The following is a 14,037-nucleotide window of genomic DNA, read 5'->3' as shown; positions in this document are numbered from 1 at the left end:
CCTTCCGGGCTCTGATTCCCCGTCAGAGGGGGTTGTCTTCGCGGCCGTTGGGCCGTTCCGACGAGTGAGACTTTAGCGGATTCCCGGCTCCCGAGCTAATCGGGGGCCGCGTTCTTTCGAACGTGGATTCCTCATTCCGTAAATACGCACGCCAAAGACACGACGACGACAGTGCGACTGTTCGTCGAAGTTGGTTGGTACTTGCGGAATCGCTGTCCGGGGACCGACCGGAGTCGGCGCTCACGTCGGACAACTCGGAGAACACTACGTACCGGGGAGCAGCGTGTCAACCCTGGCCCGCGGGTCTCTCCATGCGTAGTCTTGGGGACGTGACTACGCGTACGTGCACCCAGCTGTGGTGGGCCGCCTGACGGCGGCCGCACTCACGTATGCACTCGACGGCCGCCGCCTCGGCGGCCGTTTTCGTATCTCCCTCCAGGGGGGCGGCCGGTGGGAAGCGGCGGTCCTGACCAGGAGGTGGAGAGATGACACGGGTCTTCAGCGGGGTCAAGCCGACCGGACATCTGACGCTCGGGAACTACCTGGGGGCCATGCGGCAGTGGGCCGGGGTGGACCAGCACCGGGCGGACGCGCTGTTCTGCATCGTCGACCTGCACGCGCTGACCGTGGCCCACGATCCGGCGCGGGTGCGCAGGCTGAGCCGGCAGTCGGCGTCGCTGCTGCTGGCGGCTGGGCTTGATCCGGAGCTGTGCACCGTGTTCGTGCAGAGCCATGTGGACGAGCACGCTCGGCTGTCGTACCTGCTGGAGTGCGTGGCGACCGACGGGGAGATGCGCCGGATGATCCAGTACAAGGAGAAGGCCGTGCGGGAGCGGGAGCGCGGTGGGAGTGTGCGGCTGTCGCTGCTGACCTATCCCGTGCTGATGGCGGCCGACATCCTGGCGTACGGAACCGAGGAGGTGCCGGTCGGGGACGACCAGGCTCAGCACGTGGAGCTGGCGCGGGATCTCGCGGTGCGGTTCAACCAGCGGTACGGGCACACGTTCGTGGTGCCCCGGGCCACGCTTCCGACGGTGGCCGCGCGGGTGATGAACCTGCAGGAGCCGACGTCGAAGATGGGCAAGAGCGACGACACCGGTCCTGGGATCGTCTATCTGCTCGACGAGCCCGAGGTGGTGCGGAAGAAGGTCATGCGGGCCGTGACCGACAGCGGGCGGGACGTCGTGTACGACCGGCAGGAGCGGCCCGGGCTGGCGAATCTCCTGGAGATCCTGGCCGCGTGCACGGGTGGGAACCCGGCGGCGCTGAGCGGTGTATATGAGTCGTACGGCTCGTTGAAGAAGGACACCGCGGAAGCTGTGGTCGAGGTGCTTCGGCCGCTGCAGAAGAAGCACAAGGAGCTGTGCGCGGATCCCGGCTATGTGGAGGGAGTGCTGCGTGAGGGAGCGGAGAGGGCTCGGGAGATGGCCCGGCCGACCGTCGATGCCGCTTACCGTGCGATCGGGCTGCTGCCGCCGGTGCCGGAGACGGTGGTGAGCGCGGTCCGGTAGGCGCGGGAGCGGGCGGCGGGCCGGTGGGGCGGCCCGCCGGTCCGGTCAGTCCTTGGTGCCGGAGGCGAGTTCGCGGCTGCGGTCGCGGGCGGCTTCCAGGGCGGCGATGAGGGCCGCTCGTACGCCGTGGTTCTCCAGTTCGCGGATGGCGTTGATCGTCGTTCCGGCGGGCGACGTGACGTTCTCGCGGAGCTTGACCGGGTGTTCCCCGCTGTCGCGGAGCATGGTCGCCGCGCCGATCGCGGACTGGACGATCAGGTCGTGGGCCTTGTCGCGGGGCAGGCCGAGGAGGATGCCGGCGTCGGTCATGGCTTCGACCAGGTAGAAGAAGTAGGCCGGGCCGGAGCCGGAGAGGGCGGTGCAGGCGTCCTGCTGCGACTCGGGGACGCGGAGCGTCTTGCCGACGGCGCCGAAGATCTCCTCGGTGTGGGCGAGGTGGTCGGCGGTGGCGTGGGTGCCGGCGGAGATGACGGACATCGCCTCGTCGACGAGGGCGGGGGTGTTCGTCATGACGCGGACGACCGGGGTGCCGGGGGCGAGGCGTTCCTCGAAGAAGGAGGTGGGGATGCCCGCCGCGCCGCTGATGACCAGGCGGTCGGCGGGGACGTGGGGGGCGAGTTCGTCGAGGAGGGTGCCCATGTCCTGGGGTTTGACCGTGAGGATCAGGGTGTCGGCGGTCTTGGCGGCCTCGGCGTTGGTGACCGGGGTGACTCCGTAGCGGGTGCGGAGTTCGTCGGCTCGTTCCTGGCGGCGGGCGGTGACCAGCAGGTCGGCCGGGGACCAGCCGGCTCCGATCATTCCGCTGAGCAGGGCTTCGCCGATCTTGCCGGTGCCGAGGACTGCGACTTTCTGGGTCATGGCTGCGGTGCCCTCCGGGGGTGCGTCGTCCCTCGTCATCTTCGCATCCCGGGTGGCGGTGAGGTCGGGGCGTCCAGTGGGCGGAACGGCCTCGTCCTCGAACGCCGGACGGGCCGGACCGGCTAGGCCGTCCGGCGCCGGAGGGTCGCGGCGCCCAGGGCCAGGACCAGGAGTGCGCAGCCGGCCACCACCAGGGCGTCCCGTACGAAGGCGGCGGTCATGTCGGTGTGCCTGAGGACCTCGTTCATGCCGTCGACCGCGTAGGACATGGGGAGGGCGTCGGAGATGGCTTCCAGGACCGGGTGCATCTTGTCGCGCGGGGTGAAGAGACCGCAGAGGAGGAGCTGGGGGAAGATCACCGCCGGCATGAACTGGACCGCCTGGAACTCGGAGGCCGCGAAGGCCGAGACGAAGAGGCCGAGGGCGGTGCCCAGGAGCGCGTCGAGCAGGGCCACCAGGAGCAGCAGCCAGGGGCTGCCCGTCACGTCCAGGCCGAGGGCCCAGACCGCCAGGCCGGTCGCCAGGGACGACTGGACGATGGCGAGGGCGCCGAAGGCGAGGGCGTATCCCGCGATGAGGTCGCCTTTGCCGAGGGGCATGGCGAGGAGGCGTTCGAGGGTGCCGGAGGTGCGTTCGCGCAGGGTGGCGATGGAGGTGACCAGGAACATCGTGATCAGCGGGAAGATGCCGAGCAGGGATGCGCCGATGTTGTCGAACGTGCGGGGGCTGCCGTCGAAGACGTAGCGCAGCAGGAAGAGCATCACGCAGGGGATGAGGATCATCATCGCGATGGTCCGCGGGTCGTGGCCGAGCTGGCGCAGGACGCGGGTCGCGGTGGCGGTGGTGCGGGAGAGGTTCAGCGCGCGGGGTGGGGCCGGCCTGAGGGTGGCGGGCGTGGTTCCGGCGGTGGGTGCGGTCGGGGTCATCGCGTGTGCTCCTTCGTGCGGTCTGCCGCGGTCGCCTCGTCGACCAGGTGAAGGAAGGCCGCTTCGACGGTCTCCGAGTCCGTGCGGGTGCGGAGGGAGTCGGGGGTGTCGTCGGCGAGGATCCGGCCCTCGCGCATCAGGAGGAGGCGGTGGCAGCGCTCGGCCTCGTCCATGACGTGGGAGGAGATGAGGAGGGTGGCGCCTCGGTCGGCGGCGATGGAGTGGAAGAGGGTCCACAGATCGCGGCGCAGGACGGGGTCCAGGCCGACGGTGGGTTCGTCGAGGACCAGGAGCTCGGGGGCGCCGAGGAGGGCCACGGCGAGGGAGACGCGGCTGCGCTGGCCGCCGGAGAGGTTGCCGGCCAGGGCGTCGGCGTGGGTGGTGAGGTCGACGTCGGCGATGGCCCGGGTGACGTGCTCGTGGCGGCGTTCGGCGGCGGACCGGCCGCCCGGGTCGAGTATCGCGGCGAAGTAGTCGAGGTTCTGACGGACGGTCAGGTCGTCGAAGACGGAGGGGGCCTGGGTGACGTAGCCGATGCGGGAGCGCAGGGTGGGGTGGCCGGCGGGGCGGCCGAGGACGTCCAGGGTGCCGGTGACCTTGGCCTGGGTGCCGACGACGGCGCGCATGAGGGTGGACTTGCCGCAGCCGGAGGGGCCGAGGAGGCCGGTGATCCGGCCACGCGGGACGGTGAAGTGGAGGTCGTGCAGGACGGTGCCGGGGCCGCGGACGACGGTGAGGGCTTCGGCGCGGACGGCCGGGGCGGGTGGTGGGGCCTGTGGGCCCGGTGGCTCGGGAACGCCTGGTGCGCGGGGTCCGTCGGGCGGACGGGAGGAGTAATTCATCATGTGATGAATACTCCTCCCGGGCCAGGGTGGCGTCAAGCGGTCGAGGGAGCGGTCGCGAGCAGGAGGACGACGTTGTAGACCTCCTCGACGATGCCGTCCGGGAAGACGGCCATGAGGTGCTTTCGCTCCTCGGTGAGGAAGGCGGCGCTGTGCTCCTCGTCGTGGACGAGGAAGACGGAGTGGCTGCCGATGTTGGCCAGATGCGTGTCGACGGGTACCCGGCGGCTCCAGCGGATCTCGCGGCGGACGAGGTCGAGGTCGCCGGTGGGGTCGGCGGTGCGGATGCCGACGTTCCGCTGCTCGGCGGAGACGTCCAGGTCGAAGTGGCGCCGGGTGCGTTCGGCCGCTTCGGCGATCCACGGCACGTCGAGGGCTTCGGTGTTCCACCACAGCGCGAGCGCGCCGCCGGGCCGCAGCACGCGCAGGGCCTCCGGGACGGCGCGGGCGGGGTCGGTCCAGTGCCAGGCCTGGGCGTAGGTGAGGAAGTCGACGGAGGCGGTGGCGAGGGGCAGGGTGTCGCCGCTGCCGCGGACGATCGGCACGTCGGGGAGCGTCCGGCGGAACTGGGCCGCCATCCCGGCGCCGGGTTCGACGGCGATGACGTCGGCGCCGCGCGCGTGCAGCAGGGCGGTCGCGATGCCGGTGCCGGCGCCCACGTCGGCGACCCGGGAACCTGCCAGGGGACGGCCGGCCAGGTCCTCCACCGTGTCGAAGAGGGCGGGCGGGTAGGAGGGGCGGTTGGCGGCGTACTGGGCCGCGGCGGCGTTGAAGGAGTGGGCCCGGCCGGCTCGGACCGGATCGGCGGCGGGCGTGTCGGGGGTGCCGGCTGTTGTTGCTCCCTGAGTCGTCATACGGCCATGGTGACCGGGCGACGCCGTCCTCGGCAGGATCCGCCGGACAGGCCCTAGGAGCGGCGGCGCTTCTTCGACGGGTTGCCCGAGCGGCGGGTGGTGCGCTTCTCGTACTGCTCCCGGGCTGTTTCGTACTCGGCGCGGTGGAGTTTCTCGCCGGGGGCCTCGGTCAGGGAGCGGAAGAAGTAGGCGAGGAGGGAGCCGACGAAGCCGATCGTCAGCAGGCCGCGCAGGGATGCCTGGCGGTCGGGGTCGGGACGGGTGGTGAAGCCGGACCAGGTGTGCCGGAAGGCCAGTGCGCTGCAGACCGCGAACATCACGACCATCAGGAGCGTGACGAAGCTGCCGACGTCGGCGATCCGGAGTCCCTGGTAGGCGAAGCGGAGGACGAAGCAGGCGGCGACGGCCGCGGCCAGGGAGCCGACGGCCAGGCCGACGCGGCGGGCGGTGTAGCCGTGGTCGTGGTTCACCCAGGTCGTGCCGTAGAACCGGATGGGTTCCGGGCGGGGGCCCGCGGCGGTGTCCGGGGTGCCGTTCGTGCCGTTCTCTGCGCTCACGGGACGATTATGGCGCCGCAGGGGCCGCGGGCTCCGGGCGGGCTCAGGAGCAGCGCGGGCGGAAGTAGCCGTCGCTGCCGGTGAGCACGTAGGTGTCCGAGACGTACTGGCCGCTGCCGATGTTGTCCCAGATGTTCGACGTGCCGTACGGGCCCGTGACCCACGTGCCCGGTGTCTGGCAGTAGATCGACACCCTGGTGCCCTCGGGCAGGACGCGTACGATCGCGTAGCCGGTGCCGGGGCCGCTGCGGACGTTCAGCCGGACGCCGGGTGCGACCGGGTAGGTGGCCGTGGTCGCCGCCGTGGTGACGGCGTCCCGCTCGTCGCCGCTCCCGACTTCCGCGGCATGCTCGATGGACATGGAAACCTCCCCCGTTGGACCCCACGACTGCCGTGGGGTCACGTTGATACCCCCGGAACAAGCCACGAAACACCAGTTCGCGACTCGCACATGGAGGCTAGCAAGCCTCCTCGGTCCCGTACGGCTCATCGACTAGGCTCCGTGCGTCGCGCACGCGGACGAAAAGCACGGGGGTGGTCCCATGGCGACACCGCGGAACGTCGGTCCGGGCACGGAAGCGGAATTTCCGGAGTACGCCGGTCACTACCGCCTGGAATCCTGTCTGGGGTCGGGCGGCATGGGCGTCGTGCACCTGGCCCGGAGCACCTCGGGGCTGAAGCTCGCGGTGAAGGTCGTCCACGCCGAGTTCGCCAAGGACCCCGAGTTCAGGGGCCGTTTCCGGCAGGAGGTCGCCGCGGCGCGGAGGGTGAGCGGTGCCTTCACCGCGCCGGTCGTCGACGCCGACCCGGATGCCGAACGGCCCTGGATGGCCACGTTGTTCATCCCCGGTCCGACCCTCTCGGAACAGGTGAAGCGGAACGGGCCTTTGGACCCCGCCCAGGTGCGCCGGCTGATGGCCGGGCTCGCCGAGGCGCTGCGTGACATCCACCGGGTGGGGGTCGTGCACCGCGACCTGAAACCGAGCAACGTGCTGCTCGCCGAGGACGGTCCGAAGGTCATCGACTTCGGCATTTCCCGGCCAAAGGACAGCGAACTGCGGACCGAGACCGGGAAGTTGATCGGCACGCCGCCGTTCATGGCGCCCGAGCAGTTCCGGCGCCCCCGGGAGGTCGGTCCCGCGGCCGACATCTTCGCGCTCGGCTCCGTGCTGGTGCACGCGGCGACCGGACGCGGGCCCTTCGACTCCGACAGCCCGTACGTCGTCGCCTACCAGGTCGTGCACGACGAGCCCGACCTGACCGGCGTACCGGAGGAACTGGCGTCCCTGGTGCTGCGGTGTCTCGCGAAGGAGCCCGAGGAGCGGCCCACGCCGGACGAGCTGATGCGGGAGCTGCGGTCCGAGGCGGCCTCGTACGACACCCAGGCGTTCATACCGGCGCAGCGGACGGAGCCGGACCGCGGGGTGGAGGCCGGACCGGCCCAGGACCGGGATCGGGACCAGGACCAGGGCCGGGGCCAGGACAGGGTCCAGGCCCCGGAGGCCGTACGCGAGCCCGGAGGCGGGGCAAAGGCCCCTGCCGGCGTGGCCGCACGCCGGGTGCGGCGCGGGCCGGGCAGGCGGGCGGTGCTCGGGGCGGCTGCGCTCGTGGCCGCCGTCGCTGCCGTGCTGGTCACGCTCCGGTCGGCGGACGGCGGCGCGGCACCCGAGGGCAACCCCCGGGCCGTGGCCGCCGGGTTCGACGCCTGGGAGGCCGAGCCGGCCGGCGGAGAGGGCGTGCCCCAGTGCACGTACGGGGCGAAGACCCTGGTCTGTGCGCGGACCGGGCTGGTCTTCGCCCTCGATCCGGCCGACGGCCGCTCCCTGTGGCGGCATCCCGTCGCGCCGCTCCTGCGCGGCACGCCGCCGGCGGTGTCGGCCGGGCTGGTGCAGCCGGCGCTCGACCACGGCCCGGGTCTGGAGGCCCTCGACCCGGCCTCGGGTGCCGTCCGCTGGCGGAAGGACGGCCTCGCGTACAGCGGGTCGACCGCGACCGGGGCCATGCTCCTGCTGACGCGGGCCGACGGGACGGTGTCCGGCGTGGACGCCGCCACGGGCGAGGTCAGGTGGAACCGGCCGTTCCCGGGCCGGCCGGTGCCGCACTTCCGCTTCTTCGGCGGGCGGGCGGCGTACGCGGCGACCGTGGCCGCCGACGGCGGGAGCACCCGGGTCACCGCGGTGGACCCGGCCACGGGGAACGTGCGGTGGGACAAGGAGCTCCCGGGGACGCTGGACCTCCTCGGCGCGGCCGGCGGGTCCGTCTATCTCGCCGAGGGCGACTCGGTCTACGGGCGGGTCAAGGGCGTGGTCCGCTACACCCCGGACACCGGCGCCACGCGCCGGGTGGCGCTGCCCGTGCCGGTGGACGAGGCGCAGGGCGGCGTGTACGGGAGCGAGGTGTACCTGATGGGCGGCGGCGGTTCCCTGGTGGCCGTGGACATGGCCGCGGGGAGACAGCGGTGGCGGCTGGAGACGGGCATCGCCCGTGGCTCCGCCCCGGTCGCCGACGGCCGGCACGTCTACGTCACCGGCCCCGACGGGCGGCTCCTCGGCGTGGACGCCCGCAAGGGGCGGCTGCTGGGGCAGACGCCGCCCCGGCTCGGTGCCGGCGACGGGGTGCCCGCCGGCCTGCCCGCGCCCGTGGTCGCCGACGGCCGGGTCTACGCCGGTGCCCCCGACGGCACGGTGTTCGCGGTGGACGGGCGGGATCCGGCCTCCTGGTAGCGGCATGCGCAAGGGCCGCTCCCCCGCGGCGGGGAAGCGGCCCTCACGGACGGACCAGTGGCCTCAGCCCAGCTTGCTCACGTCCCGCACCGCGCCCTTGTCGGCGCTGGTCGCCATCGCGGCGTAGGCCCGCAGGGCCGCCGAGACCTTGCGGTCGCGGTTCTTCGGGGCGTACGTGCCGTTCAGGTCCTGCTCGCGGCGGGCGAGCTCGGCGTCGTCGACCAGCAGCTCGATGGAGCGGTTCGGGATGTCGATGCGGATGCGGTCGCCGTCCTCGACGAGGGCGATCGTGCCGCCCGAGGCCGCCTCGGGGCTGGCGTGGCCGATGGAGAGCCCGGACGTGCCGCCGGAGAAGCGGCCGTCGGTGACCAGGGCGCACGCCTTGCCCAGGCCGCGGCTCTTCAGGTACGAGGTCGGGTAGAGCATCTCCTGCATGCCGGGGCCGCCCTTGGGGCCCTCGTAGCGGATGACGACGACGTCGCCCTCCTGGACCTGCTTGGTGAGGATCTTCTCGACGGCCTCCTCCTGCGACTCGCAGACGACCGCCGGGCCCTCGAAGGTCCAGATCGACTCGTCGACGCCGGCCGTCTTCACGACACAGCCGTCGACCGCCAGGTTGCCGCGCAGCACCGCCAGGCCGCCGTCCTCCGAGTAGGCGTGCTCGGCGGAGCGGATGCAGCCGCCCTCGGCGTCCTGGTCGAGGGAGTCCCAGCGCTCGGACTGGGAGAAGGCCTCCGCCGAGCGGACGCAGCCGGGGGCCGCGTGCCACAGTTCCACCGCCTCCGGGGACGGGGAGCCGCCGCGGACGTCCCAGGTCTTCAGCCAGTCGGCCAGGGACGGGCTGTGGACGGCGTGGACGTCCTCGTTCAGCAGGCCCGCACGGTGCAGTTCGCCGAGGAGGGCGGGGATGCCGCCGGCGCGGTGCACGTCCTCCATGTAGTACGTGCCGTTCTTGGTGACGTTCGGCGCCACCTTCGACAGGCACGGCACGCGCCGCGAGAGGGCGTCGATCTCGGTCAGGCCGAAGGGGACCTCCGCCTCGCGGGCGGCGGCCAGCAGGTGCAGGATCGTGTTCGTCGAGCCGCCCATGGCGATGTCCAGCGCCATGGCGTTCTCGAACGCCTGGAAGGTGGCGACGGACCGGGGCAGGACCGTGTCGTCGTCCTGCTCGTAGTAGCGGCGGGTCAGGTCCATGACCGTGCGGGCCGCGTTCTCGTAGAGGGCCCTGCGGGCCGTGTGGGTGGCCAGGACCGTGCCGTTGCCGGGGAGGGAGAGGCCGATCGCCTCGGTGAGGCAGTTCATGGAGTTGGCCGTGAACATGCCGGAGCAGCTGCCGCAGGTCGGACAGGCGTTCTCCTCGATGCGGAGGACGTCGGCGTCCGAGACCTTGTCGTTGGCGGCCTCGACCATCGCGTCGACCAGGTCGAGCGTGCGGACGGTGCCGTCGACCAGGGTGGCGCGGCCGGACTCCATCGGGCCGCCGGAGACGAAGACCGTGGGGATGTTCAGGCGCAGGGCCGCGTTGAGCATGCCCGGGGTGATCTTGTCGCAGTTGGAGATGCAGACCAGGGCGTCGGCGCAGTGGGCCTCGACCATGTACTCCACGCTGTCCGCGATCAGGTCGCGGGAGGGCAGGGAGTAGAGCATGCCGCCGTGGCCCATGGCGATGCCGTCGTCGACGGCGATCGTGTTGAACTCGCGCGGGATGCCGCCGGCCTCTTTCACGGCCTCGCTGACGATCCGGCCGACCGGCGCCAGGTGGGTGTGGCCGGGCACGAACTCCGTGAAGCTGTTGGCGATCGCGATGATCGGCTTCCGTCCGATGTCCGCGCCCGGTACACCGGAGGCACGCATAAGGGCGCGGGCGCCCGCCATGTTGCGGCCGTGGGTGACAGTGCGGGACCTCAGCTCGGGCATCGTCGCTCGCTCCTTCGGAGATTTCCGCCGGCCGTGCAGAGGGGGCCGGCAGGTTCTGACTGCCATCGAGCGTACGCCGGTCATCCAGGGAGCGGGACACGGTGTCCGTCATGCGGGACGCGTGTCTCGGGTTCGCGCGCGTTGTCAGGGGCCGGTGAGGTGTCCCTGTACGACCGGTGCCACGCGCGCGATGATCCGCTCCACGTCCTCCGAGGCCAGCGGCTCCACCTTGATCACGTACCGCAGCATCGCGCACCCCACGAGCTGCGCCGCCGCCAGCTCGACGCGCAGCTCCGCGTCCGGCAGGTCCAGCCGGGCGGTGATCCGGCGCAGCAGCTGGGAGGCGATCAGGCGGCGGAAGACGGCGGCGGCGGTGTCGTTGTTCACGGCGGAGCGGACGATGGCGAGCAGCGGCGTGCGGGTGGTGGGGTTCTCCCAGACGCCGAGGACGAAGCGGGTCAGCCGCTCGCCGACCCCGTCGAGCGGGCCGTGCTCGATCACCTCGGAGGCGTTCAGGGCGGGCGCGAAGGCGACTTCGATCGCCGCCGCGAAAACCTGTTCCTTGGTGCCGAAGTAGTGGTGGACGAGCGCGGAGTCCACGCCCGCGGCCTTGGCGATGCCGCGGACGGAGGTCTTCTCGTAGCCGCGCTCGGAGAACTCCTCGCGGGCCGCGGAGAGGATGCGGTCACGGGTGCCGGCGGATTCGGTGCGCGGGGGGCGGCCGCGGCGGCGGCCGGATGGGCCCTCGGTGAGGTCGCTCACCGCCGGGGCACCTTCGCGGCCGAGGCCAGGTGCAGGCGGGTGAAGGCCAGGGCCTCGGCGAGGTCGGCCTCCCGCTCGGCGCCGGACATGGCGCGGCGGGTGTTGACCTCGATGACGACGTGGCCGTCGAAGCCGGTCAGGGCCAGCCGTTCCAGCACCTCGGCGCAGGGCTGGGTGCCGCGGCCGGGGACGAGGTGCTCGTCCTTGGCCGAGCCCTTGCCGTCGGCGAGGTGGACGTGGCCGAGGCGGTCGCCCATGCGGTCGACCATGGCGAGGGCGTCGGTGCGGGCGGTGGCGGCGTGACTGAGGTCGATCGTGAAGTGGCGGTAGTCGTCCTTGGTGACGTCCCAGTCGGGGGCGTACGCGAGCATCTCGCGGTCGCGGTAGCGCCAGGGGTACATGTTCTCGACGGCGAACCGCACGTCCGTCTCGTTCGCCATCCGCCAGACGCCGGTGACGAAGTCCCGGGCGTACTGGCGCTGCCAGCGGAACGGCGGGTGGACGACGACGGTGCTCGCGCCGAGCTTCTCGGCGGCGGCACGGGCGCGCTGCAGCTTGATCCAGGGGTCGGTGGACCACACCCGCTGGGTGATGAGCAGGCACGGGGCGTGCACGGCCAGGATGGGCATGTGGTGGTAGTCGCTGAGCCGGCGCAGGGCCTCGATGTCCTGGCTGACCGGGTCGGTCCACACCATGACCTCGACGCCGTCGTAGCCGAGGCGCGCGGCGATCTCGAAGGCCGTCGCCGTCGACTCCGGGTAGACGGAAGCCGTCGACAGGGCGACCTTCGCATCCGGGATGCGGACCAGGGGCTCTGCCATGGGGGACAGGTTACGGGGTGCGGTCGGCGGGAGGCGGGGCGGCCGTTCGCGGTTGTGGCGATTGCCATAGGCGGCCGCAGGCTCCCCCGTGATCGCCATGGGCGGCCGCAGGCTCCCCGTGACCGCCATGGGCGGCCGCAGGCTCCCCCCTGACCGCCGTAGGCGGCCGCGGTGTCCCCCTGACCGCCATAGGCGGCCGCAGGCTCCCCCGCGATCGCCATAAGCGGCCGCAGGCTCCCCCCTCACCGCCATAGGCGGCCGCAGGCTCCCCCGCGATCGCCATAAGCGGCCGCAGGCTCCCCCGCGATCGCCATAAGCGGCCGCAGGCTCCCCGCAGCCGCTCGGGCCGGTTCAGGGCGCGCTATCCCTGGCCCATGTGGTCCAGGCGCCGCAGGATCACGCCCTCCCGCAGGGCCCAGGGGCAGATCTCCAGGTTCTCCACGCCGAAGAGGTCCATCGCCGCCTCGGCGACCAGGGCACCGGCCAGGAGCTGGCCCGCGCGGCCCTCGGAGACGCCCGGGAGCTCGGCGCGCTCGGCGGCGGTCATGCCGGCCAGGCGCGGCACCCAGGACTCCAGGGACGCCCGCTTCAGCTCGCGCTGGACGTACAGCCCCTCGGCGGAGCGGGCGGCGCCGGCGATGCGGGCCAGTTGCCTGAAGGTCTTGGAGGTGGCGACCACGTGGTCGGGGGCGCCGAAGCGGCTGAACTCGCCGACCGTGCGGGCGATCTCCGTCCGGACGTGGCGGCGCAGCGCCCTGACGTCGTCGGGGTGCGGCGGATCGCCGGGCAGCCGGGCGGCGGTCAGCCGGCCCGCGCCGAGCGGCAGTGACACGGCGGCGTCGGGTTCCTCGTCGATGCCGAAGGCGATCTCCAGGGAGCCGCCGCCGATGTCGAGCACCAGCAGCTTACCCGCGGACCACCCGAACCAGCGGCGGACGGCGAGGAAGGTGAGCCGTGCCTCCTCGGTGCCGGTGAGGACCGCCAGCTCGACGCCGGTCTCGGCCTTCACGCGCGCGAGGACGTCATCGGCGTTGCGGGCCTCGCGCACGGCGGAGGTGGCGAACGGCAGGAGGTCCTCCACGCCCTTGTCCTCGGCGGCCTGGAGCGCCTCCTGGACGACCCCGATCAGCCGGTCGACGCCGTCGGGGCCGATGGCGCCGTCGTCGTCGAGGAGCTGGGCGAGGCGCAGTTCCGTCTTGTGCGAGTGCGCGGGCAGCGGGCGTGCGCCGGGGTGCGCGTCCACCACCAGCAGATGCACCGTGTTCGAACCCACGTCGAGGACACCGAGTCTCATGTACGGAACGCTACTGCCAGTGGCGCCGTGTGCCGCCCCCGGAGCGGGTCCGGGACGGAGACGGGCGGCGGTGCCGTCATCCGGTCCGGGCCACTTACCCTGGACGGGTGCCAAAGACGAAAAAGGCGAAGGACGAAAAGTCGGCCAAGAAGGACAAGAAGAGCAAGAAGGACAGGCTGGACACGAGGGCCGGGGGTTCTTCGATGGACGACGAAAAGGGACTCGACTTCGCGCGCGCGTGGGTGGAGTTTCCGGATCCGGCGGACGACGAACAGGTCTTCCGGTGCGATCTGACATGGCTGACCTCTCGCTGGAACTGCATCTTCGGCAGCGGCTGCCAGGGCATCCAGGCGGGCCGGGCGGACGACGGGTGCTGCACCCTGGGCGCCCACTTCTCCGACGAGGACGACGAGAAGCGGGTCGCAGAGCATGTGGCGAGGCTCACGCCCGACATCTGGCAGCACCACGCCGAGGGCACGGAGAACGGCTGGATCTCCGAGGACGACGAGGGCTCCCGGCAGACCCGCCCGTACCAGGGTTCGTGCATCTTCCAGAACCGGCCGGGCTTCTCCGGCGGCGCGGGCTGCTCGCTGCACATCCTCGCCCTCAGGGAGGGCCGTGAGCCGCTGGAGACCAAGCCGGACGTGTGCTGGCAGCTCCCGATCCGGCGGACGTACGAGTGGATCGACCGGCCCGACGACACGCGCGTGCTGCAGGTGTCGATCGGTGAGTACGACCGCCGCGGCTGGGGCCCCGGCGGGCACGACCTGCACTGGTGGTGCACCTCGGCCACCTCGGCGCACGGCGCGGGCGAGCCGGTGTACGTCTCCTACCGGCCGGAGCTGATCGAGCTGATGGGCAAGGCGGGGTACGACCGGCTGGCCGAGCTGTGCGAGGAGCGGCTGGCGTCGCAGCTGCCCCTGGTGGCTCCGCACCCGGCGGACCCGCCTCGCTGAGGCCCCCGGGGCCGTA

At 72.2% G+C, this 14,037-nt stretch carries 13 protein-coding genes; 3 read left to right on the top strand and 10 right to left on the bottom strand.

Annotated elements, in window-relative coordinates; genetic code table 11:
* Positions 1 to 485: 485 nt before the first annotated feature.
* Positions 486 to 1,511 carry a tryptophan--tRNA ligase gene (gene trpS, locus H0H10_RS25675; protein ID WP_188183480.1) on the top strand — a complete coding sequence of 342 codons (1,026 nt, stop codon included), beginning with the start codon at positions 486 to 488 and terminating at the stop codon, positions 1,509 to 1,511.
* Positions 1,512 to 1,556: 45 nt separating this feature from the next.
* On the opposite strand, the gene proC is transcribed toward trpS, so the two are convergent.
* The 6 genes from proC to H0H10_RS25645 all read right to left on the bottom strand — a co-directional run bounded on the left by proC (position 1,557) and on the right by H0H10_RS25645 (position 5,909).
* Positions 1,557 to 2,369 carry a pyrroline-5-carboxylate reductase gene (gene proC / locus H0H10_RS25670; RefSeq protein ID WP_188183479.1) on the bottom strand — a complete coding sequence of 271 codons (813 nt, stop codon included), beginning with the start codon at positions 2,367 to 2,369 and terminating at the stop codon, positions 1,557 to 1,559.
* Positions 2,370 to 2,491: 122 nt separating this feature from the next.
* A complete protein-coding gene (locus H0H10_RS25665) occupies positions 2,492 to 3,295 on the bottom strand; it encodes an ABC transporter permease (protein ID WP_188183478.1) in 804 nt (267 codons plus the stop codon).
* Complete coding sequence (locus H0H10_RS25660) at positions 3,292 to 4,140, bottom strand: ABC transporter ATP-binding protein (protein WP_188183477.1); 849 nt, start codon at positions 4,138 to 4,140, stop codon at positions 3,292 to 3,294. Before H0H10_RS25660 ends, H0H10_RS25665 begins: the two co-directional genes overlap by 4 nt.
* Before the next feature lie 32 nt (positions 4,141 to 4,172).
* On the bottom strand, positions 4,173 to 4,991 hold the full coding sequence (locus tag H0H10_RS25655) for a class I SAM-dependent methyltransferase (RefSeq protein WP_188183476.1): 819 nt from the start codon (positions 4,989 to 4,991) through the stop codon (positions 4,173 to 4,175).
* A 53-nt stretch (positions 4,992 to 5,044) separates the two neighbouring features.
* Positions 5,045 to 5,548 (bottom strand): EamA/RhaT family transporter, encoded by a 504-nt coding sequence (locus H0H10_RS25650; RefSeq protein ID WP_188183475.1) that lies wholly within the window; start codon positions 5,546 to 5,548, stop codon positions 5,045 to 5,047.
* Positions 5,549 to 5,591: 43 nt separating this feature from the next.
* Positions 5,592 to 5,909 carry an SH3 domain-containing protein gene (locus H0H10_RS25645; RefSeq protein WP_188183474.1) on the bottom strand — a complete coding sequence of 106 codons (318 nt, stop codon included), beginning with the start codon at positions 5,907 to 5,909 and terminating at the stop codon, positions 5,592 to 5,594.
* A 181-nt stretch (positions 5,910 to 6,090) separates the two neighbouring features.
* Between H0H10_RS25645 and H0H10_RS25640 the strand changes: the two genes are divergently transcribed.
* Complete coding sequence (locus tag H0H10_RS25640; RefSeq protein WP_188183473.1) at positions 6,091 to 8,271, top strand: serine/threonine-protein kinase; 2,181 nt, start codon at positions 6,091 to 6,093, stop codon at positions 8,269 to 8,271.
* Positions 8,272 to 8,334: 63 nt separating this feature from the next.
* Here the strand turns inward: H0H10_RS25640 and ilvD are convergent, their stop codons facing one another.
* The 4 genes from ilvD to H0H10_RS25620 form a co-directional block, all read right to left on the bottom strand.
* Entirely contained in the window at positions 8,335 to 10,188 is a 1,854-nt protein-coding gene (gene ilvD, locus H0H10_RS25635; protein WP_188183472.1) for a dihydroxy-acid dehydratase, read from the bottom strand.
* Between the two features lie 144 nt (positions 10,189 to 10,332).
* Positions 10,333 to 10,950, bottom strand: a complete 618-nt coding sequence (locus H0H10_RS25630; RefSeq protein WP_188183471.1) for a TetR/AcrR family transcriptional regulator — start codon at positions 10,948 to 10,950, stop codon at positions 10,333 to 10,335.
* Positions 10,947 to 11,771 carry a sugar phosphate isomerase/epimerase family protein gene (locus H0H10_RS25625; RefSeq protein WP_188183470.1) on the bottom strand — a complete coding sequence of 275 codons (825 nt, stop codon included), beginning with the start codon at positions 11,769 to 11,771 and terminating at the stop codon, positions 10,947 to 10,949. The genes H0H10_RS25630 and H0H10_RS25625 overlap by 4 nt, the downstream gene beginning before the upstream one ends.
* Positions 11,772 to 12,132: 361 nt before the next feature.
* The gene (locus H0H10_RS25620) at positions 12,133 to 13,065 is read right to left on the bottom strand and encodes a Ppx/GppA family phosphatase (protein WP_188183469.1); all 933 of its coding nucleotides are present in this window, start codon (positions 13,063 to 13,065) and stop codon (positions 12,133 to 12,135) included.
* Positions 13,066 to 13,172: 107 nt separating this feature from the next.
* On the opposite strand from H0H10_RS25620, the gene H0H10_RS25615 reads away from it, so the two are divergent.
* Positions 13,173 to 14,021: a DUF3109 family protein gene (locus tag H0H10_RS25615; protein WP_188183468.1), complete on the top strand. Its 849-nt coding sequence runs from the start codon at positions 13,173 to 13,175 to the stop codon at positions 14,019 to 14,021.
* The last annotated feature ends 16 nt before the right edge of the window (positions 14,022 to 14,037 follow it).

This window comes from Streptomyces griseicoloratus, assembly GCF_014534645.1.
Taxonomy (GTDB): Bacteria; Actinomycetota; Actinomycetes; order Streptomycetales; family Streptomycetaceae; genus Streptomyces; species Streptomyces griseicoloratus.
Note: the sequence above shows the minus strand (reverse complement) of the source record. Positions and strands in the feature narration are given on the sequence as shown.